This window comes from uncultured Lamprocystis sp., from assembly GCF_903933125.1.
GTDB lineage: Bacteria > Pseudomonadota > Gammaproteobacteria > Chromatiales > Chromatiaceae > Thiodictyon.
In genome coordinates this window covers 22,173-48,430 of record NZ_CAIZIZ010000249.1, presented here as the reverse complement: position 1 = coordinate 48,430, position 26,258 = coordinate 22,173, and the positions used below count along the sequence as shown (strand labels likewise).

The following is a 26,258-nucleotide window of genomic DNA, read 5'->3' as shown; positions in this document are numbered from 1 at the left end:
CGGTCTTCAGCCGCGTACCAGCATCGGCCCCGTCGCCGGGGCCACTACCGCGGCGGCTGGCAAATGGTTCCGGTCCGCCCAACTCGTTTCAACGCTACGCCGGACCGGTGATTCAACCAAGGCGCGGATCGAGACCGCCCTGATCCTCCAGAGACGGCCGGTGGCGACACCTGTCGCCGTCTCACCAGAGGCCCGGAATCAGCCTGAACCTGAGCTGCTTTAGATAGTCGTCGTAGCCCGGAAGCTCGCAGTGCAGCAGCCGCTCCTCGCCGACAGCTCGCCAGGCGAGAGCTGCGCCGATCAGCGGGACCGCAACCACACCCCACCAGGAGCCGAGCAGCAGCGGCGCCCCGACGAGCCAGAGCAGGGCACCGGCATACAGGGGATGGCGCACGCGGCCATAGGGTCCATCGGTGACGACACGGTGGCCGCGTTCGACCTGCACGCGCACCTGCGGAGCGGCGAAGCTGTTGTAGCGAAAGGTCTCCCAGATGGCGACCATCCCCAGCGCAAGCAGCGCGGCGCCGAGCGCCTGCACTGGCAACGGCACCTGCGACCAGCCGTAGCGGCGGGCGTCCAGACCGATCAACGCCAGCCAGCCGAAGAAGGCAACGATGAACGCCACCATGAAAACCCGATCCCAGAGCGGTTGGCTGCGCTGCACCGGCGCGGACAGGCGCGTCGCCACCAGGGCCAGATCGTGGCGCAGGAGCCATAGGCTTACCACCAGGCTGCCGACCCCAAGCTCGACCAGGAAGGCCCAGGCTTGCGGCCAGCGCCAGTCGCCCGCCGCGAGAAGCAGGGTCGTCCCCAGGGCGGCGAGCCAACCGACGGGCTGAACGAACAGTCGCGCGATCATCTTTCTCCCCTCCGGCGCGACCGGGTGGCTGGTGCGCCGAGCGTTGTCGTTGGCGCGCTGACTGCCATTTTCAAGTCGACTGGTCGCGAGTGCGGGGGGAGAGAACGGCCGCAGCGAAGGGTTTACGCAGGGGGGCGCTAACGACCCGGAGCGGTCAATTGACGGCTGATTGCGTGGGGCAGCAAAGTGCGGCGAAGCATACATTGAACCTCGGGGATAAATTGGGGCGGGGACGCAGCATATCTTGTCCGCGATGCCGCCTGCATGATCATCCGACAAATGCCGACCGTATCCTCGGGTTCAGGCTTAGCCAACGGCGTCTTCCGGATGGTTCGGGGTCTGATACTGCCCCAGCGCCACCAGGATCGGTGCCCGCAGGCCCTCCCCGTAATACATCGCATGGTACTTTTTCATCTGCTTTATCCGATCCGCGTACAGCGCCACCCGGTCGGAGGCGGCAAAGGTCTTGGCGATCAATTTGGCGTCGGCGTCGTTCAGTCGCAGGGCCAGATAATTCGCTATCGCGGTGAACAGCGATGGGTCGAAGTCCTTGGCCTCTTGGGAGGCGACGACAAAGGCGATGCCATACTTGCGGCATTCCTTGACCATGGTCGCGAGCAGCTTCAGGCGCGCGGCGCGGTGGGCCTCATCGAAGATCACCGCGTGTGTGATGCGGCGCTGCACCCCGCGTCGGAACATGCCCTGGTAAAGGTTGTAGAGTACGAAGGTGGCGAAGGCGCGCTGCAGGTAGTCGTTCTGCGTGCCGTGAATCTGGATCAGTGCCGGGCGCGTCTGGTCGAGCAAGGTCGGCGCGCCGGTGCCGGGGACGGTTGCGAACAGCCCATAATCATCCAATTCACTCAGTCGGGTCAGCAGCCCCTTGTCCGGCTTGTCCTCGGTGCGCAACCGCTCCAGAAAGGTGTGAAACGCGGGGGTTTCACCACGTTGGCCCGGTGCCCAGCCTTGGTCCAGATAGCTCTGCTTGAGCGCATCGCGCAGCCGACCCAACTGCACATCCCCCAGGTCGGGAAAGATCGCCGCAAAGATGTCGCGCAACATACCGGCATTGTCCAGATAGGCGACGGGGCCGTCGCCGACCACCTCCATCGGATTGAAGCCGAGCCCGGCGTAGCGGACTACCAGTGGCTGCTGCGGCAGGTGCAAGGCCAGCTTCTCGTCGATGTCTTCGTGGTAGGAGAAGACGATCGGCGTCACACCCTGGGCGTCGAGTTGGATGCAGGTGTTGATCAGGCTGGTGGTCTTGCCCATCCCCGGCAGGCCCAGGATCATCAGGTGCGGATTGGCTTGAATGATCGGGTGCCAATACAGCGGATCATCGCCGGGGTGCTGATGGCCGAGCAGCACGCTGGCCTCACCGACCGGCGGCGCTCCGGCCGCGGGCTGGATGACCGCAGCGGGACTTGGCGGTTCTTCTGTGGGGTCATCGGGCTCGGTATCGGCATGACTCCCCGGCGCGCCCTCATGCAACTGCGAATCGCTCAGTGCCGAGGCCTCGTCCGCCGACAGCGCAGTCCCAGTTGGGGCGGCGGCGGTGTTTTCCTGCCATCCGACGACGGCCGCGATGCCTTCACGCGCCACGTCGTTGATCGGCGCCTCGGGGTCGCCAGGGTCGCCCGGCCCGCCGTCCGCCGACGCCAGACCCGGCTCCGGCAGCATTCCGGCCCCGAACAGCCACAGGTCCGCATGGCCGAGCTGCTCGATCCGCGCCGGCTGCGCCCCGCCATACTCAGGGCAGAAGACGAAACCCAATCGGCGCAGATCGAGCAGGTCCGGCAGGTCGATTTCCTTGCGGACCAAGAAGCGGTCGATCTCGCGCATCAGCCGCGTATAGGCCGCCGCGGTGAGACCATGTCGGCGCCCCTTCTTCGCATAGAAGCGCAGGATGCGCGCCAGCCATGCCCGGTTGACGGTCTGCTCCAGGGTCGAGGTGCGCGCGCCGAAGAGCCCATGCCAACGCTGACAGGATGCCTCAAGCTGACGCTCCATCGCCGCGACCAGATCAGCCGCGCGGGCGGTCTTCAGATAACGGCGGAACTTGACCTCGATGAAGGTCGCCGCGAGCCCGCCGTCGGCGCCGACCGACACATACAGCAAGTCGGCGCGCTCATCGCCCTCCTGCCCCGGCTTGGCAGGCTTGCGGAACAGTTCCGGCACATCGTCTACCGGGATCAGAAAGCCCTCGGTCAACGCCGGCCAGACCGGATGGCCGACAACGGCGCGGCTGCACTGCCCCTGCACCAGCGCAATTGCGATCATTTGCTGTGTCGTCGTGCCCGCTCCTGCCAGGCGCAGCGCCAATCGGCCGCTCACCGCCTTCAGCGCATCCAGCAGGGAACGGCAATTACGTGGGCTCGCGGACAGGCCCATCTCGCCCAAGGCAGTGTCGAGCAGCCCGACCACTTCATCCAGGTTGCTGGTGGAGGTGATCAACTGCATAAAGCCCAGGTCGTCGCGCTCCGGCACACAGTCGATGACGTAGGCGTCGTAGACCGTCGGCAGCTCATGCGGAGAGTCGAAATACTCCATCCCGGCATTGCGGTCGGCGGTCATGACCCAATCGCACAGATGGTGCAGGTCCGCGAGCAGGTCTGCCTGTTCCGGGCTGACCTCGGTAATCAGCACCGGCCAAGCCGCATCGCCACCCCCCAGATGGCGCGCGGTCGCCCGCAGCACCTTGCTATGCAAATCAACCTGGCGCTTGGTCAACTTCGGCGGAAAGGGGTGGAGATCTCCCTTGGGCTTCGGTGGGATGTAGGACAGCCAATGGGGGGTTGCACCGGCATGGAACTCCCGCGACGGGATCAGCATCAGGCCGTGGGCCTCCAGCACGCCGCCATCCGCCGGCAGGGCGGCGAGGTCGCGGCACTCAACCCTGGAGTTGAAGACATCGAAGGCAATGGCGACATGGGCCGCGGTTTGCGGGCGGTCCCGGTTACGTCGTGCCCAGCGCAGCCGCGGCAGGCTCACCCCGCCGGGGCGCGTCACGCTCTGCAACAACCAACGATCCTCCTCCGGCACCGCCCCAGCACCGCTGCGCCGACGCTCCGCGGTGGCCGACAAGAAGCGCCCGGTCTGCGCGCTGGACTGCCCGGCACCGGGGAACAACTCCAACTCAAAACAGTGCGTATCATCGCCGTCATCCGCAGTCTCGTCATCCGCGGCGACGGCCCGCAGCGCCTTGCCGAGGGCCCGGGCGACCGGCATCGCATCACCGGCCCGCAGGGCATGGACCCGGATGCGCCGATACAGCGGATGCAATTGCAGATAGCGCCCCAGTTCGCCCGCCAAGGCATCGGCCGCACCATCGCCGACCGAGGGCGCCGTGGCCGCCTCGCCGCCCAGGAGCCGACCGAGCAGCGCCAAGGTTGCCTTGGGCTCAGGGTCATCGGCCGCGACCATGGCCGCCGCATGGAACCCGAGGGTATCGCCGAAGACGAAGGTCCGGCCCGGTTCGAGCCCCGGCAGGAAGGCCGGATAGTGGGCGCCGGTCACCGGCTTCAGGATATCCGCGATTCGCTGGGGCGTGAGCCTTTCGGCATTCCCGACGTTATAGCGATGGTAGGCGACCATGAGGTCGAACCCCTGCTGCCAGGCGATCCGCAGCGGGTGGGTCGGCAGCACGATCAGGCCCAGGCAGCGCCCAGCCAGGGACTGCACCTCCAGGGTCTGGATCAGCGTCAACTCGGGGTCGCCGGTCTGCCACAGCCTGGCCGCGGCGTCCACATAACGGTCAACCTGCTTCAGCTCATCGACCAAATACAGCACGCCCAGTGGACCTTGGGTCGGCTTGAGCCAAGCCGCCAACTCTCCCGATGCCGCAGCGAGCGGCTCGGTCGCGTCACTGTCGCCCATCGGCACAAACTCGGGTGAGCCGACCGGAGCGCCGTCCTCCCGCACCCGCAGGCGCCAACGCCCGAGCGCGCCGTTGCGCGCGATCCAGTCCTCGCTGAGCTGTCGAAACAGCGGCGGACAAAAGACCTTTGCGACCTTGCCCTGCCACTTGCACAGGATGAATCCCTTCTTGTCGGTCTCGAAGCAGGCCGGGTCGCCGGGCTGCTTGGCCAGTTGCCTGAAGGTGTCCCAATCCGGGACGACCTGAATGGCGGCCAGCGACAGCGTCGCCGCGATCTTGCCGGCGCTGCTCGTCGCTGGTCCCCGTGATGCGTCACCAAAGCACAGGATGAATCCCTCGCTCTCGGCCGGCTCGCACGCAGCGTCACCGAGCGGCGTGATTCGCACCTGTGCCTGAAACCGCGCGTTCTCGTCCAGATCAAAGTCGTCCTGGCTGAACACGGCCTTTTCCGCCGACTTGCCCGCGTGACTGACGCTGCGCTCCGCCAGCACGTTTTGACCTGCATGGACCTCAACCTGATAGGTCGCTGCCCCAGGCGCGAGACCCTCCGGCTCCGCGGTCCATCGCACTTCCAACCGGGCTTGGTTGTGTCCGTCGTCGCTCGCCAGGCTCAGGCGCAGCTCAAGCTCCCCGTCTGGATTTGGGACCAGTCCCGACCAGCGATACGGATCGCCCTTGCGCTGCCGCCAGGACTGGATGCGAATACCCTGCAGGGTCTGTTGATCGAATAATCCTGGCCGCAAGTGATTCAGCCACAGGTCCTGTTCCAGCGCGATGCGCTGCAAGGCTTGCATCCGCGGCAGCCCATCGACCTCACGCAACAATCCGACGAGCCGCACCGCGGTTACCTCCTGCCCCGCGTCCAGGTTCAACGCGGCTACCCGTTGCTCCGGGGCAATCCGCGCGCCCTGGGCTGGGAGTAAACGCTCGACCAGCACGGCGGCGTGGTCCAGGTCCGTTTCGCTTGGGCGGTCTGTGATCGCGATCGGCCACAAGCCAATCATCGGCAGGGCCGTGCCGACGACCTGTGCATCCTCGGCCGCACGGCCCAGGTAGGCCAATGCGGACCAGGGCGCCAACGGGCGGCGGCGCTTTTTCCAACCCGCCTTGAACAGAGCCTTCAGCGCGAAGCCCTTGCAGCCGTGGGGCAGTCGTTGCCGGGCCAACTCGACCGCCAGATCGAACAATTCTGACTCGCCGATCTCGCGCGCGGCACTGTAGATGCCGTCCATGCCCGCCCCGGCACGCTGCGGGTCGATCAGCAAAAGGGCAGCGTCGGCCTTGTCCTCGCGCCATTCGACGGCCTGGTCCGCCGTAATGCAGCGTGCCGCCGGGTCGGCGGTATCCCTGACCGCGGCGACCTGCCAACCCTCCAGCACGAATGCGGCATCCGCCGCGAGCGTCCCAACCAACTCGGCGGGCAGACAGCGGACAAAGGCCATACTTCCAGACTCTGGTTGCCCGAGAATCCGAGCGAAGGCGCCCTTCAAGATGGAGCGGATGGCTTCAGTCAACATGGCTCGCGACTCCTTGATAGCGAGGGCGCAATTGCTTCATCGACTCCGCATCATTGACGCCAATCAGCAGTCCCAGGTCACGTAGCCGCCGTTCCAGCCACGCCTTGTTCTTCAGCAGCAACTCGCGAGGGATCAATTGGCCGGGTGGCTCCTGGTCCACGAAGAGACCATAGCGATCACGCAGCAGATCCAGGAAATGATGCAGCGTCAGGGGGCACGACGACTCGCCGTCAACACCATCGCGCAGGTGGCGATGGACGAGGAAATCCAAGGTTGCCGAAGAGAGCACAATGGAACGGACATCAAGGCTGCGTCGTCTACCGTCGACTGTCCGACTCACCCGACGCCGCACAGCAAGGCCATTTGACTTGTCGGTCAGTAGGGCGCTGTCCAATGCGAGTCGAAATTTCGCCGCTTGCTGCCTGTCACCCATCAGATCGCAGAGAGCTTCCGCAAGTCGAACGGCCGCGTTACGATCCTTTGATCTCAGTATCGTAACGACATTCTCTGCAAAATCATTTCTCTCCAGCGAATCGGCAAGTCGCTGACAGTCCCGATCCAGATCACGCCGTATCAGGCGTGCGTCGGGATGTCGCTCGTGAAGAATATCACCAAGAAACCCGACACGATCGGAGGGGGCTGGATGCCCCTGAGGCAATGCGTCTTTGAGGTCAGGATCGGACGCGACCGCCTCATCCAATACCCGCAACAACATCATCCCGACAGGGAGCCGGTCGTAACGACGTAGACACTCCGTCAGTGATGCCTCAGATAGCTCCCTGAGCGTTCCATTTTGGCCCTGGGATGCGTCGACAAAGAGCGGCAGCCCGGTTTGCAGCGCACCGGCGATGACCTCGCCAGTATGCTCCCAGTCGTTAACAATATGAGCAGTCGATAAGAGAAGATTGAGCAAACCGAGTCCGATTCCCGCTTCCAGCATCTGGAGAAATGCATGACGCGGGATCGCTCGACCGTAGGCGGAAATGAATACGGCAAGATCCTCTTGAAGAGCACCTGCGGCCAGGCTAGCCAATGGGTGCCGATTAGGAATATTGTTGTCCTTCCCAGCACTGTCGGGAGCGTTTCCACAGGCATTCGCGATCCGGATAGCCAGTAACTCATCAATACCGATATCCTCTGCAATATCCTCCAAAAACACATCGGATGCCAAGTTTGCGGCATGCGGACCGCGGATGGCACAGTGCCGCCCGAACAGCGCGAGCAAGCGGTTTTGTGCGAGATCGGCAACGCCCACTGGAAACGGCCCTACCCCGAGAGGGTCGAGCGACTCGCCGACGGGTTGTGAGGCAAGCAGAGCCGTCAAGAGTTCAGGTACGTTACGCAAATTGACAGACTGCTCCGGCAGGTCGATCCAACTCGCGAAATAGTGCGTCGGAAAGATGCGCTGCACCTGCTCATGGTGTCCTTGCGCGTGCTTGCGGTTCTCCAGGCACCGGGACAGCAGTAAATCACTTAGGACCGCTTTGCCGATCTCATCGTCGAAACCTTGGATCTGGGTTGTGTGACGCGCGGTCAGCCTCTCGGCGACATCGGACACAGTCGGCGCCTTGAGCCCCCCTGTGGTGCTTTGTCCGAATGTGCTGACGAACTTCCCTTTACCGCGGCGGTGTCCGAATCGAGCAAGGTAAAGCATCGTCGGGAGCACGGCTCCGATGTCGAAGTCCTGCGGCGTGATCGGCAGAGCCGGAAAATAATTCGTCGTCCAGAGCCGTTTGGTCCGCTCTTTTGTGAGTACGTCCTCGACAATGTTTCGCATGATGCTGACCCCTTCAATTTGTCGCTCCCAAGCTCTGCCTGGAAATGTGGCGGGCAAAGCTCTGCTTTGGTTGCTCGATTCAGGAAGCAAAGCTTCCCGGCATAGGTTCTCAAGCAGATCTTGGAGACCAAAGAATGCCCGCTGCTGTTCATCCGATTTCCAGGCAGTTTATCTGCGCATCCGCGATGGCATCTACAATCGCATCGCAACGCTCGGTTAGGACGCGAATTACATTCGCCTTGTTGGTATTGCCGATCCGCAGCCAGATGACCTTAGGCGGAGCGCCGTTCAGCAAACTTAGGACTTGAAAGTCCGAATCTTTGGTAACAATCGTGAACCCGTGCTCCTTAGCGTACTTCCAGATTTCAAGATCGGTCTTTTGCTCCAAGCCGGCAAGTACAACCTGGCTGCTTCCCGGATAATGCGCTTGCAGGAATGGCACGATCCTGCGCGACAGGTTCTCATCCAGCAGCAGCCTCATGACGTTTGAACAACGACCGCGCGGCGTTCGCGATCAGCGGCGAAGGCCAAGCACGCTTGGATGTCGGCCCTTTCCAACTCCGGAAAATCTTCGATGATTTCGTCGGCGGTCATGCCGTCCGCAAGCCATCCAAGGACATCATAAACGGTAATGCGAAGGCCGCGGATGACGGGACGCCCACCGCGCTTACCCGGCGCTAATACGATTCTGTCGATGTAGCCCATCGTTTTCCCCGTAACAGTTTATTCCCGATTTTGAGATCCGCCAGCGAAACGAATTCCGCGGAAGGATCGAGAAGCCGTCTGCGCCGCTCGGCCAAGACATCGTGGTGCCAATCCGGCGATTCTATCTTGGCGTCGGCGATCATGAGAGAATCCCAGATGGCCTCCATGGCCTCGATCCGCTCTGCGACGCTCATCTTAATGATTTCGGTGGCGTTCATGTCAATCACTCGGGGTTTGGCTTTTGAAAGTGTATTGCGGCGGGGCCACGATGGTCTTGAAACCCAATGCGCGGATATGGTCTTGCGCAGCTTGGGAGTAGACGGCAAGGTCGTTATGAAAGCGTTCTGCATCGGCCATCAAGCCGCAGCCGCGTGCGCGAGCAGTCGTTCGCCGCCGCGGAAACTGAGCAGCGCATAGGCGCGGGCCTTGCGCAGGGTCAGTTCGCCACAGCACTCCCGCAACAGTGCCAGGTTCTCTTGTTCTGCGGCCGTCAGCGCGTCGGCACGCAGCCCCAAATCTGTAAGGCGCAGCCGGTCGGGCTCCGACATGCTGGACTTGGCGATATCCATTAAGGCGCCATCGCTTAGCCAGGTCATCTCGATCAGTTGGGTCTGGAGCTTGGGCGGGCAGTCGTCCAATGGCGGCAGGGCCGCCTCCAGCAGCACGGCAAGCACCTGCTCCAAGGGGCGGTGCATGAGTCGTGCGGCCTGGCTTGCCTGTCGGACCAGGGACTCGGACAAATCCAGCGTAATGGTGGTCACCGCGGGTCTTCGCTGTGAATGGATGTAAAGCGCTCAGCCTGGCGCGACCGGGCATATGGACAAGTATCGCCGCTCACAGCATCTCCCGCACCAGCACCTGCCACCCCTCGCGTGGTACGACGCGCACCCGGAACAGCCCCTGCTCGTCACTGGGATGCCAGCCGTGCAACTCGCGGGCGTCTTCGCTCGCCAGGCGCTGGGTGAAGATCTCCAGATTGGCGAAAACGCCCTCTTCGCCGACCCCGGAGAGTTGGGTGCCGTCCTTCAGTTCCAGCAGCAGATGGAAGATCTCCAGACCGATAATCAGGGTCTCAGTGCCGCCTTGCGCATACCGGTAAGTCAGGTGCAAATGGGTATGCAGGCGCTCCAGTCCATCGGCCGCCAGCGGCAGCGCGGGTTCGAGGCTGAACCGGTCCCAGGGCTTGACCACCCAGAAGGCGCTTTCGGTGGGTGTGCGTGGGGTGATGCGCAGCGGCACGCCGCGGGCCAGGTTGTCGGGGACGAAGGCGAGCGCGGGGAGGTCCTCCAGGCGGGCGATACCTAAGCACAGGTCGCGTAGCGTGGCGTCCTGGTCCGAGGGCGGAAGCAGCGGCAGATCGCGAAAGCGGGCGAGATGGCGGCCGTGACTGAGCCGCACGCCGTCGTCTTCATCCTGGTTGGGGGCTGGGTCCGGGCGCCGCAGCCAGGCGCGGCGGCGGGCCTCGCGGAGCCGGTCGGGGCCACCGACGGCCGCATCCTGGCGCAGCAACACACGGTCGATAGCGGGGTCGGCCTCCAGGGCCGGGTCGAAGCGGGCCATCTCGGCGAGCAGTTCGCCCTGGCGCTGGTCGGAGCCGGCGTCAAAGGCGCGGTGCCAGAAGGGCACCGGGCGACGGTCGGGGTCCTGGTGCAGGTCGGCGCAGTCGTCGAGACCGAAGAGACAATAGGACAGGGCCGCCCGCAACTCGCGGGCGGTGATGTGGACCTCGCCTCGCTGATGACAGGCCTGGAACAGTTCGGTGAGACGGTTGCGCAGGCGGGGACCGCTCGCCGCGTCGCGCAGGGTCTGAACCGAGTTCCAGGCGGTGCAGCGACCGCTGGCGGTACAAGTCGCACAGGGCTGCCAGGGGTCGGGCGCGTGCTGGGTACCGACGAGCCGGTCGATCAGTGCCCCCAGAAAGTCGGCGCTGAGCCCTTGTCGATCGGCGTCGATGCCGCCAACCAGTGAGCGGCGATTCAAGTCGATGAGCCGAAACCGTGCCTCGGGTGCCGGTACGTCACACAGCAGCACCTGGCGTAGTGAACGGGTGAGCCAGGTCTCGGCCGGGCGGGTCTCGATCCACTCCAGGAGCTTGCCGTTGTTGACGGCGACGATGTGGACGCGATCCCGCGGGAAGTCCGGGACCTGGAAGGGCGCGAACAGGTCGTCGAGTAGCGCGTTGGCATCGCGGCCTTGCCAGGCGGCGGCGCCGTCCAGATTGACCATGACGCGGCGGCCGTCGGCGAGGTCGGTCTCCCAGACCCGGCGGGAGGAATGGATCTCGCCGAGGCCCAGGCGGCGGGCCAGGTGTTGCAGGAAGGCGGTCTTGCCGTCGCCGGCGTTGCCGAACAGGATCACGAGGTTGACGCGCCCCGCCTCGATGTCGTCGAACAACACCTGATCGAGCCGGGTCTCCACATAGGTCGAGATCGCAAACGCCGAGTCCAGGCCGCGGGTTTCGCGCACCCCGTGACGGGAGCCGGGGTAGGTGCGCAGCAGTTCGTCCAGCCAGGGATTGGTGTTGGCGGACAAGGGCGGCGGCGGGGGCTCGGCAGCCGTCGGCCGGGTTGGGATGCCGCTGCTTGGATCGTCGGCCGTCTCCGCCTCCAGTGCATCCAGGATGGTCAGGGCCTCGGCGGCGTCCCGAAAGCGGCGGCCAGGGTCGGGGTCGGTCGCTTGATCGAGGAACGGACGCAGGCGCGTCAGGCCGTCGATGCTGTCCCAGCAGAGGCCCAGGTCCTTGCGTCGTTCGGGGCCATGGGTGAAGGGGTCGCGTTCGGTGAGGGCCTGGAACAGGCTTGCGGCCAGCGCATAGAGGTCGTCGGCGGGGGTGATGGGGGCGCGTGACTGCACCGCCGGGCTCGCGTAAGGCAAGGTACCGCCCCGCGGTATCTGACCGGTGCGGGCAACGGTGTCGTAGTCGGTAAGCACGGCATTGCCGCCGCCGACGATGATATTGCGCGGGCTGACATCGCCATGGACCAGCCCCACCCGATGCAGCGCATCGAGCCCGGTGCAGATCTGGCGCAGCCAACGCCGCGCGAGGGCCTCGTCGGACGCCTCACCCAGGTCCTCGGCGAGGATCGGCAGCACCCCGGCGAGGTCGTGCAAGGGTGTGCCTTCCACCCATTTGAGCAGAGCCACAAAGCGATCCTGTTCCCACTCGGCGGCGTACTCGTGGATGGCGGACAGGTGGGGATGCGTGGTGTAGGCGCGGGCCAGCCGGTAGGCGTGAATGGCGGCCTTACCGTCTTCCGCGTGACGGACCAACTTGGCCACATAGGTGCCGAAGCGCTCGTCCGACCCCTGGTCCAGTTCGACGACCTTGAAGGTCTGGCCGACACCGCCTTGCCCTAGTCGGCCAAGGATCTTGTAGCGCGACTGCTGGAACGGGACCACGGTGTCCTCGTCCCAATACTCGGCGGGCGGCAGGCTTGGCGCCAGATCCGTGCGGGCCTCCGGGACCTCGGCGAGAGCCGCAAGCCGGGCCGCGACCGCGTCCAGCGTCGCGCGATCCGCCGGGGCCGGGGCACAACCGACCTCCAGCACGGGCGCGATGCCGCGGGAGAGAGGATCGGTCCCGTCGAACAGCAGCAGCAGTGACGCGCACAGGCCAAAGGTGTCGGAGCGGGTATCGGCAACGCCGAGACCACCCGCGCACACCTCCGGGGCGAAAAAGGGCGTCAGCTCGCCGCAGTCGAGCCGTGTTGGCGCCACGGTGACGGCATCCTGCAACCGCGTCAGGTTGAGCTCGGTAAAGAGCGGCTGATTGTTGTGTCGCACCCGCAGGCTGCGCGGCGTCAACTGCCGGTGCAAAGCCGGTCCCACCTGCGGGTCCTGTGGGCGATGGAATTCCTGCAGGGCGGCGACGGCGGCACGGGCATAGGCGAGCCTGGCCGGCGGGTCCCAGCCGGAATCGGCCTGCCGTTCGCGCAGGCTCGGGGCCGCGGGGTCCACCAGCGAGAAGAAGTGCAACTCGCCGGGATAGCCCTCGGCCTCTTGGAAGGAGTCCAGCAGGCTCGGGATGAACTGGGCCTTCTGCCAGCGCTGGATGCTGTCGAATTCGCGCCGCGCGAGCGTAAGAGCGTCCTTGTCGTCGCTCGCCGACAGGTCGTACAGGTGCAGGATGACGCGATCGCGCCGGGTGGGGTGCTGGCCGCGATAGATGCGATGGAAGGCGTCGGCGGGTGCTGACAGCCGCTCCAGGTTGATGAGCCCGGCAAAGCGGCGCAGATCGCCGTCGAGGGCGACCTTGACCCGCGGCTCCAGCAGGCGGGCCGCCATGGCGATCTGCTCGGGTGACAGGCCTTGGCCGCCGCCGACGTTGAGCAGTTCCTGCCACTCCGGCAGTCCGAACACCGGGATACCGCGCGGCTTGGGTCGCCGGTCGGACGGGAAGCGGAGATCTCCCTTGGTCAGCAGCAACTTACCCGCGACGAAACCGACATCCAGGCCGGTGCGCAGCCGGCCGGCGATCCGCTTGGCCTTGGTGTCGATGCGGTCGGCCTCGTGGTCGACGGTCAGCGAGTCCTTGCGCAGGAAGGCCGCGTCCCAGTGCTTGACCTCGACGGTGCAGACGCCGGGCGGGCCGATGACGACGAGGTCGATCTCGTCCGCGCGGGCACCGGTGTGTTGGGCGTGACTCAGGTTGGAGAGGATGATCCAATCGCCTTCGGCGCCCTGGAGCTTGGCCCGCAACCGCTCGCAGGCGATGCGTTCGCTTTCGTTGACGAAAGTTCCGCAGGGGATATGACGAACCATCTCTTTGCCTCCCTATTTCCTTTGCATCCTGGATCAGATTTCTGGCGAGGGTCAACACTATCAGGAGTCTAAGGTGGGAGCAAAGGTGTTCGGAATAGGGTGCGTGGGGTGTCACAGGTTCGCTGGGAGAGCAGGCGGCGGGTCACTGCCAGGGCCCGGTCGGTGCTTGGGGGTTGGCACCCAATACGCGCGCCCTGGCGGCATCCGCCGCAATGGAGTGAGCAAGGCGGAGTGCAGGGGGCGATCACGCCCTGGGCACGGTTCAGTCGGCTGCTTTACGCGGTCCTCCAGACGGTCGCCGGACCGCGCTCAATGACCGCAATTGGCCGAGACCTGCCCAAGCGGACGCCAAGTCTCAGGCTCCTCAATCTGGTGTCTTCAGCCGTCCAGTCGCTAGGCGACCCCTGACCGACCCTACAGCCGCTTCTGCGTATTGGCCAGGGCCAGCCCCAGCAGCAAGGCAATGGCCGCGCCGACCACAGGCACACCCAGGGCCGGCAACGGCACCGGCGCCACGAGCAGCAGCAGTGCCCCGATGACCAGCCACAGCACGACCCGCAACGCCAGATGATGGGTCAGCGGACTGGCATAGGCGAAGGAGCACTGCCGGATGCGCCGCCGCAGCCAGCCATCGCCCCATGCAGCAAGCGCCAGGAGACCGAGCAACGGCCACCACGAGAGCAACACCGCGAGCCGCTGACACGCCTGGCCGAGGGACCACCAGACGACGGTCAGCCGCCCGGCGAGCCATGCCCAAAAGGGACTGTCGGCGAGCTTCGCGAGCCCCGCCCCACCGGTATCGGGACCCGGTAGCAGAATCTGGTAGCTCGCCGTGTGCAGGCCGGTGCGGATGAAGAGGGCCTCATACCACCCGGCCGCGCGGGCGACAATGGCAGCGGTGGTGTCGGGTCCCACCGTGTCCACCAGGGACGCCAATTCTCGGGCACTGACCTGCCGCGCCCAGTCGGTCGGCACCAGGGCAGCGAACAGGATGAACTCCATCACGAACAGGATCAGGCCCGAGGCGATGGTCCACAGCCAGACGCCTTTGCCTTCTCTGCCCTCGTGGCTGTCGTCAAGCATCGGTGGTCTCCGGCGGGAAGGCTGACTCGGAGGGCGCCGCACCGAGCCGGGCGCTCAGGATGCGGCGCTGGGCGGCCGTCATCGATTCGACCAGCAGCGGCTGCTCGGACGGGTCGAGGCCATTCGCGATCCCCTGGACGAAGGCCGCGAAGCGCTCGCGGTCGGGAACCTGTGCCTTGCGGGCGGCACGGTGGGCGGCGAGCCCGCCGGCGGTGATGGTTGCGATGCGCGCGTACAGGATGTCGTCCGCGGCATGACGCGCGCGCAGGGCGGTGGCCAGTCGCTCCAGCAGGCCGCGGCTGTCCGGCCAGTCGATCTCCGCCTGCACCAGGGCCTCGCGGTCCGTGCGTTTGGTCAGGACGGCGAGCAGCAGGTTCTTGGGTCGCGTCCGGGGTGTCATTGGGCCGGCGCGCTCCGCGGGGCACGCGGCGCGCCCAGAATCGGCAGCCGCCCCTTGACGATCCGTCCGCCGGAAAGCTTCGCGACATACTCGAAGTTCGGCAACTGCCCCAGCAGGGCCGGCGCGAACAGCTCGACCTCTTCCTCGACCAGCCGCTCGCCGGTGTTGCCGGTGTAGAGCACCGGGTTGGTCGAATCGGTGGTACTGCCGTGGGCGCGCATGATGGTCACCACGCGCGCCTTGGGCAGGCTCTCGGCCACATACTCCTGGGTCTCGGCATCGAGCACGCGCAGGGCGATCAGGTTGTTGATGTTCCCCAGGACCTGGCGCGCTTTGGCCTCGCTGCCGGTGCGGGCGGCGAAGTCGGCGAAGGTCTGGGTGGCGATGGTCAGGCGCAGACCGGCACCGCGGCCCTTGTTGAGCAGTTGGATGAAGGGGTCGTTGACCACCTCTGCCGCCTCGTCGATGAAGACGTTGACCGGACTGGGACGCCCCTGGTGGTTGTAGCGGTCGCCCGCCACCGCGGCCAGGTCGGCGATCAGGATCGACCCGATGGCGCTGCCGACCATGGTGTCGGAGAGTGCATCCAGCCCCACGTAGAGCACCTCGCCGGCCGCGATGACCCCGGCCATGGAGGCCAGTCGGCGCCCGTCCGCGGGCGTCGCAGCGTCCGGCGACAGCAGCCCTTGCAGGTCCCCGGCGGTCAGCATGTTCAGGATCGGCATCAGGCTGGCGATCATCTTGGAGAAGTGCACCTGTTCGTGCTCGAAGAGTCCGATCAGCCCGTCCATCACGGTCGAGGGATGCTCGGGGCTCACGCGCTCGCGGTAGAAGCGCACCAGGGCCTTGACCCGTGCATCTCCGGTGCGGGCGCGTGCCAGCAACCCGTCCGCTTGGTCCTCCCAGCCGGGCCGGCAGTCGGTGAAGTACCGCCGCAGGGCGCGCTCGACCAAGGCCTCGGCCCCGCCTTCCAGGTAGTGACGCAGGCTGACCAGGCTCGGACGCTCGTCCACCGCGAGCAGGCCCTGGACGACATTGGACAGGGCCATCTGGCCGAACGCCTTGAAGGGGTCGTTGCCGGTCTCGCTCGGGATCAGGGCGGCGATGCGGCTCGCCAGTTCGGTGGCCCGGTTGAAACTGTGCAGCGGGTCGATGCGGACCGACTCGCCGGGGAAGGCCGGGTGGAAGGAGACGAAGCGCCCAGGGATCCCGGCCAAGGCGCAGGCGCGTTGCGCGGTGTGGCGCAGGTCCTGGTCGCCCTTGGGGTCGATGATCACCACCGCCTCGCCGCGCAGCACCGCCTGGGTGACCAGCAGGTCGAACAACCGCGTCTTGCCGGCGCCGGTGGTCCCGACCACCAGCAGGTGCCCCTCGATGTGCTCCAGCGGGACCCGGACGTCGCGGTCGCGTCCGCCCAGGCCATGCAGCCAGGTCGCGCCCATGCTCTTGGGCTGACGCCGGGCGAAGCGCTCCGGACCGGCGCGCATCAGGTCCAGGGCCAGTTGGGTATGGGCGGGAAGCCAGTCGAAGCCCCAGCCGAGCCACAGGTCGCCAACCCAGCCAGGCATCCGTGCGGTGAAATCTGCCGGGGCGATGAATCCCAGCGGGTGACCTCGCAACCACCCATGCCTGCTAGCGAGACTCAGGGCGCTGGGGAGCCAGATCAGGGCCATGACCAAGGCAAGGATCGCCAGCCAGTGGAAGGCGCCCGCGTGCAGGCGCCACAGGTCGACGGTGCCCCAGGCGAACGCGGCCACACCGAGCCAGAGCAGGCAGACGCGGGCCTCGTAGTTGGGGCGCCAAGGGTTGGCGTAGGTCTCACTCATGGGATTGCGATCTCGACCCCCGCATCCGCAGTCACGGTGCAGCCCGGTCGGCCCATCAGGGCGCGGCGGATGGATTGGGGTTGGAGGCCGGCGGCTTGGGCGGCGGCGGCGATGTCGGCGCGCGTCAGGACGATGACCGTACGCTCGCCGTCCGGTCCGGCGGTCGTACGGGCGTGCTCTTCTCGAACCTGGGCGAGCAGGGCATCGGCGACGGCGCTGGGACTGGGCTTGGCGCTCGGGCTGGTCGTGGTCGGACTGGGACGGGGCGATGCGGCTGCGGTGTTGGATGTCGGCCTGCGACGGCGCGCCGGTGGCTTTGGCTGGTCCACCGTGGCCGGCGCAGCGGTGGACGCTGCGGCGGCCGGGCTGATCGCCATTGACGCCTCCTGCGTGCAATGCTCAAGGGCCGCGGCCGGCACCAGGGCGAGGAAGTGGCCGCTCGGCTCGGCCTTGAGCGCGACCCCGCGGATGCCGTCGATCTCGCGCACGCGCAGGTAGGGCTTGAGGATATCGACCGCCAACAGATCGTCGTCCCACAGGGCGTCGATCTGGACCTCGACGGCGGCGCCGAAGCCGTCCAGACCCGCGGGGACGCGAACCCAGACCTGGCTGCCCGCCACATACAGCACCGACTCCGGTTCGCGCGCCCCGGTGCGGATCGCCTCGGCCAGAGCGAGCAGCAGGCGGGCACCCGCGCCGGGGCGGCGGGATTGGAACCAGGCCAGAGCCAGCGTCCGTGGGTCGTCTTGCGGCGCCGCCACGGCCTGGACGGCGCGGGATGCCGCCGACATTGGGGCTGAGCCCGCCCCGTCGTCACCGTGTTGGTTTCGGCGCTGACCGGATTGCGCCGCGGGCGTTTCCTTGTCCGTGGTCGACGGAATCCGGGCAACCTGAATCGCTGCGACCAGTTCGCCGTCGTGCTCCGACCGCGCCGGGTCCAGGCCGGCGGTGTTTGGGTCGTCTTGGGGAGTCTCGTCCAGCAGGAAGGGCTGAGAGACTGCTCGCGGCCGAAGACCCGGGTGACCCTGGATTTCGACGTGACCGAACCCCGGTACCGCGACGCGCACCGGACTTTCGGAATGCAGGTCCACCGCGGCCGGCGCCGGCCCGGAGAGCACCAAGCTCGGCGACGCCAGACGCAACAAGCTAAGCACGACCGGCTTGCCCTCGCGCGCCAGCAGCGCCGGGGCCAGGCGCCAGTAGCGGCGCACCCCATCGCCGTCGTCCGGTGCAGTGGCATAGCCGCGCTCGAGCAGCAGGTCCGCCAGGGTATCGGGATGCCGCGGGATGCCGGGGACGCGATCCGCGGCGAGCAGGCCGACGATCTCGTCGCCGCCCTGGGGCCAGACGACGTGCAGACCCTCTTGCAACATCCACAGGCGGGCGCCGGGGATGTTGATGCGCCAGGCGCCGGTGCGCACCAGGCGGGCCATGGCGTCGAGCAGGTAGCGCTCGATGGGCACCCCGAGCGCGGTCGCCTGCGGGTCGATACGGTTGGTCTTGAGGTCGCGCTCAACACTGGCGCGGTCGGCGTCGGTGACCAACTGGCTGAGAGTCGCGCCTTCGTTCTGGCCCGCCACCGCATCGATCAGGGCGTTCATGATCTCGGGGTCGGCCTGGTAGAGCATCGCGATGGTGGCCGGACCCAGGACCCGCTCCAGCGCCATCATTCCGGCCGATTCGTGGCGGTTGTGGCGGCGGTCGCGCCAGTGCAGGAAATAGCTGTCGATACCGTGGCCGGCGGCCCAGGCGGCGATGGTCTCCTGCATCGGCGACCACGTGCGGGTCCCCTCGCGGTCGGTGACCGAGAGGTCGGAGACCGGCTTGCCGATATCGTGACAGAGCCCCGCCAACGCGGCGGCCAGGCGCCACAGGGGCTCATGGACGCGCCGCACCTTGGGCTCGCGGTCGTAGGCGAACACCTTGCCGTGACTCGCCTGACCGGCGAGGAAGGCGACTTCGAGCCCGTGGTGCAGCAGCCCGCCGGCACCGCGGTGGTGGTGCGCCTCGGAGGCCGGCAGCAGGTGGACGAAGGCAGCGTAGCGGTCCACCACCGGAAGCACATGGATCGCGAAGAACTCCGGGGTGCAGCCGATGCCGTGACGGAGCCTGCCGATCAGTTCGTCCTGGGTGGCCAGCAGGTCGACGGATGGGACGACCGGGAGGCCCTGGAGGAACGGCGGGTAGCGCGGGATTTCCGGCCGCACCGGCGCGGGCACGGCCGGCGCGCCCGGCGCCGGTTGGGCAGCAGGTGCGGGCGAGGCGCGAGTCGTCAGGCGGCGGAGGAAGGCGAACATGCCGCTCATGATGCCGGTGAGGACGGCCCGGCGTGAGGCCCCAAGGTGACGTTTGTGTGGCGGTTTGCGGGAGGTCGGTGCCCGGCAGCCGGGACTGGATCAGGTCCCAGGGTGCGCTCGCGTCAGTCCGCCCCCGACTCCCCATCCTCGCGCAGCAGCTCCGGCAGCGCCTGCTCGACGCGCACCGCCAGGCGCAGTTGGGTGCGCACCTGGGCGACATGGCGGGCCGCCCGCCGGATTGCCGCCAGCCGCGTCTCAGCGGAATCGACAATTGGCCGCTGCCAGTTGCGCAGCTTGCCCCGGAAGGCGCTCTTCGGGTACCGGTCCCCGTCGCCCTTCGGGATGTAATTCGTGAAGCAGGCGTTGCCGTCGGCCTGGCGGGTGAAGCGGTAGGTACACCACTCGATGGTGAAAGCGCCGGGCGTGGCCGGTGGACTGGCTTGTTCGCGCACCCGCAGTCCGATCCGCCCCCGCTCGCTCCGGTCCCGCGTTTGGGCTTCGGCGCGCAGCCGCGACTCGAACTGCGCCCGCACCGACTCGGCCTGCGCGCGCAGGGCGTCCAACCGCTGCCTGACCCAGCGGTCCACGGCGGCGGCCACGTCCTGGTCGTCGGCGTCCAGCTCCAGCGGATCGCCGCCCTGGTCGTCCCAGCGGTCGGCAACGCCGTCCGCGTGTCGGCCTGGCTTCCCAGTTTGCGCTGACGCGCCCTGCCCGCCCTGCATTTTTGGACCCCCTCGTTTTCACTAAATTATCTTTGGTGAAACGGACCCCTCGATTTCTCGATTGGGGGCCGCTCGCACGATCTCGCACCCGTTGGCATATTGCGGGGGTCCGTTTCCCCGATGCGCATCAACCAACCCTTTTCCAAGGAATTTTTACCTGTTTAGACAGGAGCTTGCCGCGGTCTTCCCGACAGTGCGTTTACCCATACAGCGACGGCCTGGGTCCGTTTACCCATGCACGGGATGGGCGTGCACGCGATGCTTTTTCCGCACCCCCGTTTACCCATACCGTTTTCATCCGCCCCCGTTCGCCCATGGCGCACTTTCTTATTGCGGGCAAGCGCTTATTGGAGGTTGCGGCAGACCCCGTTTTCCTATACAAAAATCGGCGGGGTCCGTTTACCCACGCAAACCGAGTCGGCTCATGGGGCGAATCGTGTGGTCCCCGCATCTGCCGAACTAGCCTCCCCCAAGCTGGATCAACGACCTGTGTCGACCGACCGTAGGCCAATCACACAGTTGGCCCCATGAGCCACCGAGTCTAGCGCAGCCCACGGCGTTGACTCAAGTCGCTCCATATCCTCCCGCATTCCGCCAGAAAAAGCGCACGTTGAACGCTCGCGTTGGCCAGTCGCGCGAGCCATCCTCTGCATCGGCGTAAAGCCCGCGCGCAGACCTGTCGCGCATCAGGATCGCCATACCAACCGTCCCTGACCGGCAATTGAATAGGGACGCGACTTCACCAATACCACCCGTGCACCTTGGGGAGCATCCATGTCTGCTGTGGCCGCCATCGACATCGGCTATTCGAACCTGAAGATCGCCGTGGGGCAGCGCGGGGCTGAGCCACGGGTGCGCGTACGGCCGGCCGGAGCGGCGCCCGCCGACCGCCTGGGCGAATGCATCCGCGAGGAGCGGGCCAACGCTGAGGCAGTGCCGATCCTGGTCGATGTCCGGGGGCGCCGCTGGGCGGCGGGGATCGAACCGGCACGACTGGACGGCTGGGTGCGGTCGCTGCACGAGGACTATGCGAGCAGCGACGCCTATCGTGCGCTGGTCGCCACAGCGCTGGTGCTGACCGGCGAGCGCCAGCTCGACACCGTGGTCACCGGCCTGCCGGTCGGCCAGGCGAACGATCCGCGGCGGTGCGAGGCGCTGCGGCAGGCGATCCTGGGGACCCACCACACGGACGCCGGTCCGATCGAGGTGGCGCGGGTCCGGGTCATCGCCCAACCGGTGGGCGCCTACTTGGATCTGGTGTGGTCGGCCCAGGAACCGGGGCTCCTGGAACGGATCGAGACCGGGAGCGTCTTGGTCCTGGATGCCGGCTTCTACTCCTTCGATTGGGCGCTGGTGGTGCGCGGGGAACTGCGCCGCTCGGCGTCGGGCACCAGCCTGGAGGCGATGTCGGTACTCTTGGAGCGGGCCGCCCGCCATCTGGCCGCGGTCCATGGCGGCAAACCTGCCCCGCTGGCCCTGGAGGCGGCGGTGCGCGCGGGCCGCACACTCTTCTTTCAGGCCGGGCGCGCGGTCGACCTGGCACCGGTGCTGACGCTGATCGCCCGCGACGTGGCGGGCGTCGCCCTGGAGGCCCTGCGCCAGTCACTGCGCCGGGAAGAGGCGAGCGTCGATCTGGTGCTGCTCGCGGGCGGCGGAGGGGAACTCTACGGCGCGTCGGTCGGTAGTCTCTTCCCGGGTGCCGCCGTGGTGGTGGCCGCCGACCCGGTGGCGGCGAACGTCCGGGGGTTCTTCCATCATGCCCGCTGAGGCCCACGCCGAGCCGCTCGACCCGGTGCGCCGGGTGATCGTCAACATCCACCCGGCGCAACGCGAACTGATCGACGACTTGAGCGCCGTCGGGCCGCGCTACCGCGCCGAGCGGCTGCGCTCGCTCGCCTTGATCGGCCTGGCCGTGCTGCGCGGCGGGGTCGGCACGGCCCATCGACCGGAAATCGCACTGGCTCCACCGCCGGAATCGCCGCCGACTTCCGACCCACAATTGTCGCGGCGTCTGCGGCTATTGAATTGCGTGGCTCCCGATGAATAGCACGCTCGGCCATATAGCCCTCGGTGCAATAGAGTGCTGCGCGCCTTATTAGCGCTCGCTTATGCACTCACGAATACGGTTCCGCATCATGTCATTCACCGAAAAAGGCGGTATCATCGACCGCCTGTCCCGATTACTTGCGATGTTCATCGTCATGCTTGCCTGGCTGTCAGCAGCGCCCATTGCGACCGCGCGCACCGATACGGCTACTTCACCGCCGATTCGCTTCGACGGTACCCCGTGGGAGCAGGCCGCACACCGGGAGGGGATCGCTCCGGGACTCTTGTATGCGCTCGCGCTGACGCGCAGCGGCAAGATCGGGGAGGACCGGACCGCCGCCCCCTGGCCCTGGACCCTGATCATCGGCGAGACACCGCGACAGTACGCCAGCCGCGCCGAGGCCGAGGCCGCGATGGCGCGCTTCGATCAACACACCGAGCTTGGCGTCGGCATGACGGGACTCCTCGTGCACATGCGGCCTGGCGCCGCGGCAGCCGGTCTGCTGGACCCGACGACGAATCTGCGCCGCGCCGCGGCAGCCCTGGCCGAGCGGTTGCGCGCGGCCCCGCAGGACCCGGCACTGGCGGTCGGGCGTGTGGCCCATCCGAACGATCCGACCGCGGCACGGACCCTTGGCCGACGGGTCCTCGCCATCGCCGCCGCCCTGGACGATGCCGGGCCAGCGCGCGGGACCGTGGCAATTCGAACCTACACCGGCGTTCGGCCCGCGGCAGCGGAGACCGACCCGATCGTCGGCATGGTCCGGGCCGCGGCCGTCCGCCACGGGATCGACCCGGCCTTCGCGCTCGCCATCGCCCAGGCCGAGAGCGGTTTCCGCCACGCGGCCGTGTCGCCCAAAGGGGCGCGCGGCGTCATGCAGTTGATGCCCGGCACCGCCGCACGCTACGGGGCCAACCCGCGGGACCTAGGTCAGAACATCGAGGCCGGGGTGCGCTATCTGCGCGATCTGGCGGAACTGTTCGACGGCGATCCGGCTCTGGTGGCCGCCGGCTACAACGCCGGGGAACGCGCGGTGATCCGCTACGGCCGGGTCCCGCCATACCCGGAGACCCAACGCTATGTGCCGCGCGTCCTGGCGGCGCGCGAGGGCTATCGATGAACGTGACTGCACAGACGATCGCCACCCCCCACGCCGTCGCCATCCAGCCGCACAGCGCAGCGATCGAGCGGGTCAACCTCACCTTTTTCCTGGCGGCGCGCGATGCCGCCCGTGACAACGTCCAGTACGCGGTGACCGCGTTCGGGGTCCCGCCGACCCTTGGGCAGTGGCTCGCGACGGCCAGCGTCGATGAGGTCATGGCCCTCGCGAAGCTGCCGGTGTGCGCCTTCGCGGTCCGGGTCCCGCCACGGGCGCTGGAGCGTGCCTGCGGTCAGCATCCCGGACGCGCGGGCATCAAGGATGGCGACTGCGCCGCGGTCGTCGGGCTGCATACAGTGCTGAAAGCGGTCGAGGGCGAACGCTATGAGCACGCTTGAGCGTCATCACCGCTTCGCCTTGGCGATCCGGCTGATCGGCCACCACACCAAGCTGTCGATCGTCCATGCCGCCACCGCGGTGCGCTTGGAGACGCTACGCCGACTGTACCGGGAGATCCATGAGCGCCCGCCGCGCGGCGGGCCGCTGGCCAACAGCGTCGGGACGGTGGCGAAGACCCGCGGCCAACAGGCCCATGCGTCGCTGTTCGCGCGCCTCTACCTGGCGCGCCAGGGGCCGGTCCTCGACCAGGCCATCGACTACCTCGCCCTGACGGATGCCTATGATCTCTACCTGGCGCTGCTGCCGGGAGGATCGCGGCCCTTGCTCCCCATCAACCTGGCCTGGGCCGTGGCCAGCGACCTGCGCAGCGGCCAGGCGAGCTTCTCGCGCTGCCCGCGGTGCGACGTGCAGTATCTCCTGATGCACACCGGGTCGCTGGGCCTGCGCTGCCCGATCTGTGCACTCTATGTCCGCGCCTAGTCCCCGTCAGGTCATTGCCGTTGGGCTGGGGCTGCTGGTCGCGGCGGGAGCCTTGGCCGAGCCCGGGCGGTTCTATGAGCGCAAGGGCGAGGGCTGGTTCTGGTACCGTGACCCCAAGCCGGTACTGCCCGCCGAGCCGGTCGATCCCGCGCCGGCGGCCGAGCCCCCTGCTCCACCGGTTGCTTCGGTCCCCGAGGCCACCCCGGTCTCAGTCGCCGCTCCACCGCCGCCGCTCTCGGCCGCGTGGATGCGCGAGCACCTGGACCGCTACCGCGACCGGGCCATCGATGAGCCTACGCCGGAGAACGTGGCCGCGTATTTCTATCTCCAGCGCATCGTGCTGGATAAATCGTCCAAGTTCGCCAGCGTCGCCCAGCGGGTGGTCCAGGGCGACCCCTTCCTTGATGAGATCACCCAACGACCGACCGCCACCTTCGGCGCCAACCTGGCGAACAAGACCGCCGGCGAGGCGCGGGACGCCTTGCTCAGGCGGATCGGCCAGCTGGCCGCGGTCTGGTTCTTCTACCGCTCCGACTGCCCCTACTGCGAGGCCCAGGCCCCGCTGTTGGACCTGATGGCGAGCCGCTACGGTTTCACGGTGCTGGCCGTTTCGCTGGACGGCAAGGCGCTGCCGAGCGGGTTCTTTCCCCGCTTTCGTCCCGATAGCGGGCAGGCACGCGCCTTGGGCGTCCGCTCCACCCCGGCCCTGTTCCTGGTCCGGCCCGAGGGCCCGGCCTTTGCGCCGGTCGCCCAAGGGGTCCTTTCGCTCGCCCAGTTGCAGGAGCGCTTCGTCCTAGCCGCCGTGACCGCGGGCTGGGTCTCCGAAGCGGAGGTCAGTCCGACGCGGGCGGTCACTGCTGATACCCGCGGCGCGCTGTTGGTGCCCCCCGATGAATTGCCCGATGACCCGACCGCCCTGGTCGCCCGTCTGCGTGAGTTGATCCATGAATAGACTGCTGCGCATCGCCCCGCTCGTCCTTGGGATCCTGCTTGATGCCGGCGGCCTGCGCGCCGACGGCATCGCCGAACAGTCCGAGCGGCTGTTCAATACCATGACCAACGCAACCGCCCCCAGTGCGCACCTGGGGCAGCGGCGCGGAGTCTTCGACGGCGGGTCCTTGCAGGCGCGCAACCGGATCGCGGCCGAATCGCTCTGGCACATCGTACCGCCCTCGTTCGAGGCCGGCTGCGGCGGCATCGACCTGTACGCGGGCAGCTTCAGCTTTATCAACGCCGAGCAGTTCCAGGCCCTACTGCGCGCGATTGCCGCCAATGCCGCCGGCTACGCCTTCCAGTTGGCGGTCAATGCCATGTCGCGCGAGGCCGGCGAACTGATGAGCAAGCTCCAGGACACCCTCCAGAAACTCAACCAGGGCTTCGCCGACTCGTGCCAACTGGCCCAGGGCCTCGTCAACGATACCGTCTCGGCCTTCCAGGGCACGCTGACGGCCAAGACCTCGCAGACGTTGGCCACGACGGGCATCGGCGACATCTTCGAGACCTGGACTGCCAGCACCGGTCAGGGTCCGGCGACTCAGGCCCGGACCAATCTCTCGGATGCGCAGCGCTCCCAAGCGGACCTGCAAGGCAACATCGTCTGGCAGGCGCTCAAGCGCAGCAATGTCGCGGCACGCTTCGCGGGCGGCGACGACCGGTTGCTCGAAGCGATCATGAGCGTGACCGGCAGCGTGATTGTCGGTCCCGCCGAGTCGGCACCCGATGGTGCCGGCGAATCGGCCCGGATTACGCCCTTGCGCGGCAACGTGCTGTCGGTGCGGGATCTGCTGTGGGGACCGCGGGTGCATGAGCGCGACCCGGTTCGGCGCACCACCCAGGTCGTGCAGCGCTACGACTGTTTGGATCGCGACGTGAACGCCTGCCTCGATCCGCAGATCGTCGGCGAGGACGCCCTGGTGGGCCTGGCCCAGTACACCAGCCGAATGCTGCTGGGCGATCCGCGCAATGCGGCGAACGTCGGCCTGGTCGAGAAGTTCCGCTGGGGCAACCTGGCGTTCACCGATGCCGAGAAGGCGTTCATGGAACTGGCCCCGCATGGCGTCGGGGCGATGCTCCGGAATCTCGGGCAGCACGACAGCGGTACCGCGCGGGCCTTCGCCGAACAGGCGTCGCCGATCATTGCCTTGGAGATGACTAAGCTGTTGATCGACGACCTGATCCGCCAGGTCGAGGGGGCGGTGGCGATCCACGACAGCCCCTATGCAAAACAGGCGGTCGAACAGATCCGGGCAGCCAAGGAGGATGTGGCGCAGGAGTATACCGAGCTCGCCCAGCGGCACGGGAATCTGCAATCGCTGATGCAGTATTACGGCAACCTGGCCGGGCTGCTGAAAGGGCGTTCCATGGTGTCCGGGGTCCCCGATTCCGGAACTGAGAGCGCCAACTGAGTCGCCG

At 67.1% G+C, this 26,258-nt stretch carries 20 protein-coding genes; 7 read left to right on the top strand and 13 right to left on the bottom strand.

Going from position 1 to position 26,258, the window contains the following annotated elements; all coding sequences use genetic code 11:
• Positions 1-181 precede the first annotated feature (181 nt).
• The 13 genes from QZY03_RS12515 to mobI all read right to left on the bottom strand — a co-directional run bounded on the left by QZY03_RS12515 (position 182) and on the right by mobI (position 19,821).
• On the bottom strand, positions 182-859 hold the full coding sequence (locus tag QZY03_RS12515) for an isoprenylcysteine carboxylmethyltransferase family protein (protein WP_295581479.1): 678 nt from the start codon (positions 857-859) through the stop codon (positions 182-184).
• A 306-nt stretch (positions 860-1,165) separates the two neighbouring features.
• Complete coding sequence (locus QZY03_RS12510; protein WP_295581478.1) at positions 1,166-6,250, bottom strand: hypothetical protein; 5,085 nt, start codon at positions 6,248-6,250, stop codon at positions 1,166-1,168.
• Positions 6,240-8,027: a hypothetical protein gene (locus QZY03_RS12505; RefSeq protein WP_295581476.1), complete on the bottom strand. Its 1,788-nt coding sequence runs from the start codon at positions 8,025-8,027 to the stop codon at positions 6,240-6,242. Before QZY03_RS12505 ends, QZY03_RS12510 begins: the two co-directional genes overlap by 11 nt.
• Before the next feature lie 148 nt (positions 8,028-8,175).
• Positions 8,176-8,508: a DUF5615 family PIN-like protein gene (locus tag QZY03_RS12500; RefSeq protein ID WP_295581474.1), complete on the bottom strand. Its 333-nt coding sequence runs from the start codon at positions 8,506-8,508 to the stop codon at positions 8,176-8,178.
• Positions 8,505-8,732, bottom strand: a complete 228-nt coding sequence (locus QZY03_RS12495; RefSeq protein ID WP_295581472.1) for a DUF433 domain-containing protein — start codon at positions 8,730-8,732, stop codon at positions 8,505-8,507. The genes QZY03_RS12500 and QZY03_RS12495 overlap by 4 nt, the downstream gene beginning before the upstream one ends.
• Complete coding sequence (locus tag QZY03_RS12490) at positions 8,705-8,950, bottom strand: addiction module protein (RefSeq protein ID WP_295581470.1); 246 nt, start codon at positions 8,948-8,950, stop codon at positions 8,705-8,707. Before QZY03_RS12490 ends, QZY03_RS12495 begins: the two co-directional genes overlap by 28 nt.
• A 138-nt stretch (positions 8,951-9,088) precedes the next feature.
• Positions 9,089-9,493: a hypothetical protein gene (locus tag QZY03_RS12485; RefSeq protein ID WP_295581468.1), complete on the bottom strand. Its 405-nt coding sequence runs from the start codon at positions 9,491-9,493 to the stop codon at positions 9,089-9,091.
• Between the two features lie 73 nt (positions 9,494-9,566).
• The gene (locus tag QZY03_RS12480) at positions 9,567-13,493 is read right to left on the bottom strand and encodes an NERD domain-containing protein kinase family protein (RefSeq protein ID WP_295581466.1); all 3,927 of its coding nucleotides are present in this window, start codon (positions 13,491-13,493) and stop codon (positions 9,567-9,569) included.
• 414 nt (positions 13,494-13,907) lie between these two features.
• Positions 13,908-14,576, bottom strand: coding sequence for a DUF4400 domain-containing protein (locus QZY03_RS12475; protein ID WP_295581464.1), 669 nt, complete (start codon positions 14,574-14,576; stop codon positions 13,908-13,910).
• Positions 14,569-14,976, bottom strand: a complete 408-nt coding sequence (locus tag QZY03_RS12470; RefSeq protein ID WP_295581462.1) for a hypothetical protein — start codon at positions 14,974-14,976, stop codon at positions 14,569-14,571. The genes QZY03_RS12475 and QZY03_RS12470 overlap by 8 nt, the downstream gene beginning before the upstream one ends.
• Complete coding sequence (gene traD, locus QZY03_RS12465) at positions 14,973-16,802, bottom strand: conjugative transfer system coupling protein TraD (RefSeq protein ID WP_295581460.1); 1,830 nt, start codon at positions 16,800-16,802, stop codon at positions 14,973-14,975. Before traD ends, QZY03_RS12470 begins: the two co-directional genes overlap by 4 nt.
• On the bottom strand, positions 16,799-19,099 hold the full coding sequence (mobH, locus tag QZY03_RS12460) for a MobH family relaxase (protein WP_295581458.1): 2,301 nt from the start codon (positions 19,097-19,099) through the stop codon (positions 16,799-16,801). The genes traD and mobH overlap by 4 nt, the downstream gene beginning before the upstream one ends.
• Positions 19,100-19,221: 122 nt before the next feature.
• Positions 19,222-19,821, bottom strand: coding sequence for a conjugative transfer protein MobI(A/C) (gene mobI / locus QZY03_RS12455; protein WP_295581457.1), 600 nt, complete (start codon positions 19,819-19,821; stop codon positions 19,222-19,224).
• A 774-nt stretch (positions 19,822-20,595) separates the two neighbouring features.
• Here mobI and QZY03_RS12450 point away from each other — a divergent pair.
• The 7 genes from QZY03_RS12450 to QZY03_RS12420 all read left to right on the top strand — a co-directional run bounded on the left by QZY03_RS12450 (position 20,596) and on the right by QZY03_RS12420 (position 26,251).
• A complete protein-coding gene (locus QZY03_RS12450) occupies positions 20,596-21,588 on the top strand; it encodes a ParM/StbA family protein (protein ID WP_295581455.1) in 993 nt (330 codons plus the stop codon).
• Positions 21,578-21,868, top strand: a complete 291-nt coding sequence (locus tag QZY03_RS12445) for a hypothetical protein (protein WP_295581453.1) — start codon at positions 21,578-21,580, stop codon at positions 21,866-21,868. Before QZY03_RS12450 ends, QZY03_RS12445 begins: the two co-directional genes overlap by 11 nt.
• Before the next feature lie 88 nt (positions 21,869-21,956).
• Complete coding sequence (locus QZY03_RS12440; protein ID WP_295581451.1) at positions 21,957-22,988, top strand: lytic transglycosylase domain-containing protein; 1,032 nt, start codon at positions 21,957-21,959, stop codon at positions 22,986-22,988.
• Positions 22,985-23,365, top strand: coding sequence for a hypothetical protein (locus QZY03_RS12435; protein ID WP_295581449.1), 381 nt, complete (start codon positions 22,985-22,987; stop codon positions 23,363-23,365). The genes QZY03_RS12440 and QZY03_RS12435 overlap by 4 nt, the downstream gene beginning before the upstream one ends.
• Entirely contained in the window at positions 23,352-23,846 is a 495-nt protein-coding gene (locus tag QZY03_RS12430; RefSeq protein WP_295581447.1) for a FlhC family transcriptional regulator, read from the top strand. Before QZY03_RS12435 ends, QZY03_RS12430 begins: the two co-directional genes overlap by 14 nt.
• Positions 23,833-24,798, top strand: coding sequence for a conjugal transfer protein TraF (traF, locus tag QZY03_RS12425; protein WP_295581445.1), 966 nt, complete (start codon positions 23,833-23,835; stop codon positions 24,796-24,798). Before QZY03_RS12430 ends, traF begins: the two co-directional genes overlap by 14 nt.
• Positions 24,791-26,251, top strand: coding sequence for a conjugal transfer protein TraH (locus QZY03_RS12420; RefSeq protein ID WP_295581443.1), 1,461 nt, complete (start codon positions 24,791-24,793; stop codon positions 26,249-26,251). The genes traF and QZY03_RS12420 overlap by 8 nt, the downstream gene beginning before the upstream one ends.
• Positions 26,252-26,258: the final 7 nt, after the last annotated feature.

Bases quoted from the DNA above. Each gene is read 5' to 3' on its own strand.
- QZY03_RS12515 (WP_295581479.1), bottom strand. From the start codon at position 859: ATGATCGCGCGACTGTTCGTTCAGCCCGTCGGTTGGCTCGCCGCCCTG.
- QZY03_RS12450 (WP_295581455.1), top strand. From the start codon at position 20,596: ATGTCTGCTGTGGCCGCCATCGACATCGGCTATTCGAACCTGAAGATC.
- traD (WP_295581460.1), bottom strand. From the start codon at position 16,802: ATGAGTGAGACCTACGCCAACCCTTGGCGCCCCAACTACGAGGCCCGC.
- traF (WP_295581445.1), top strand. From the start codon at position 23,833: ATGTCCGCGCCTAGTCCCCGTCAGGTCATTGCCGTTGGGCTGGGGCTG.
- QZY03_RS12435 (WP_295581449.1), top strand. From the start codon at position 22,985: ATGAACGTGACTGCACAGACGATCGCCACCCCCCACGCCGTCGCCATC.
- QZY03_RS12430 (WP_295581447.1), top strand. From the start codon at position 23,352: ATGAGCACGCTTGAGCGTCATCACCGCTTCGCCTTGGCGATCCGGCTG.
- QZY03_RS12440 (WP_295581451.1), top strand. From the start codon at position 21,957: ATGTCATTCACCGAAAAAGGCGGTATCATCGACCGCCTGTCCCGATTA.
- QZY03_RS12505 (WP_295581476.1), bottom strand. From the start codon at position 8,027: ATGCGAAACATTGTCGAGGACGTACTCACAAAAGAGCGGACCAAACGG.
- mobI (WP_295581457.1), bottom strand. From the start codon at position 19,821: ATGCAGGGCGGGCAGGGCGCGTCAGCGCAAACTGGGAAGCCAGGCCGA.
- QZY03_RS12420 (WP_295581443.1), top strand. From the start codon at position 24,791: ATGAATAGACTGCTGCGCATCGCCCCGCTCGTCCTTGGGATCCTGCTT.
- QZY03_RS12475 (WP_295581464.1), bottom strand. From the start codon at position 14,576: ATGCTTGACGACAGCCACGAGGGCAGAGAAGGCAAAGGCGTCTGGCTG.
- QZY03_RS12495 (WP_295581472.1), bottom strand. From the start codon at position 8,732: ATGGGCTACATCGACAGAATCGTATTAGCGCCGGGTAAGCGCGGTGGG.
- QZY03_RS12480 (WP_295581466.1), bottom strand. From the start codon at position 13,493: ATGGTTCGTCATATCCCCTGCGGAACTTTCGTCAACGAAAGCGAACGC.
- QZY03_RS12510 (WP_295581478.1), bottom strand. From the start codon at position 6,250: ATGTTGACTGAAGCCATCCGCTCCATCTTGAAGGGCGCCTTCGCTCGG.
- mobH (WP_295581458.1), bottom strand. From the start codon at position 19,099: ATGTTCGCCTTCCTCCGCCGCCTGACGACTCGCGCCTCGCCCGCACCT.
- QZY03_RS12490 (WP_295581470.1), bottom strand. From the start codon at position 8,950: ATGAACGCCACCGAAATCATTAAGATGAGCGTCGCAGAGCGGATCGAG.
- QZY03_RS12445 (WP_295581453.1), top strand. From the start codon at position 21,578: ATGCCCGCTGAGGCCCACGCCGAGCCGCTCGACCCGGTGCGCCGGGTG.
- QZY03_RS12470 (WP_295581462.1), bottom strand. From the start codon at position 14,976: ATGACACCCCGGACGCGACCCAAGAACCTGCTGCTCGCCGTCCTGACC.
- QZY03_RS12500 (WP_295581474.1), bottom strand. From the start codon at position 8,508: ATGAGGCTGCTGCTGGATGAGAACCTGTCGCGCAGGATCGTGCCATTC.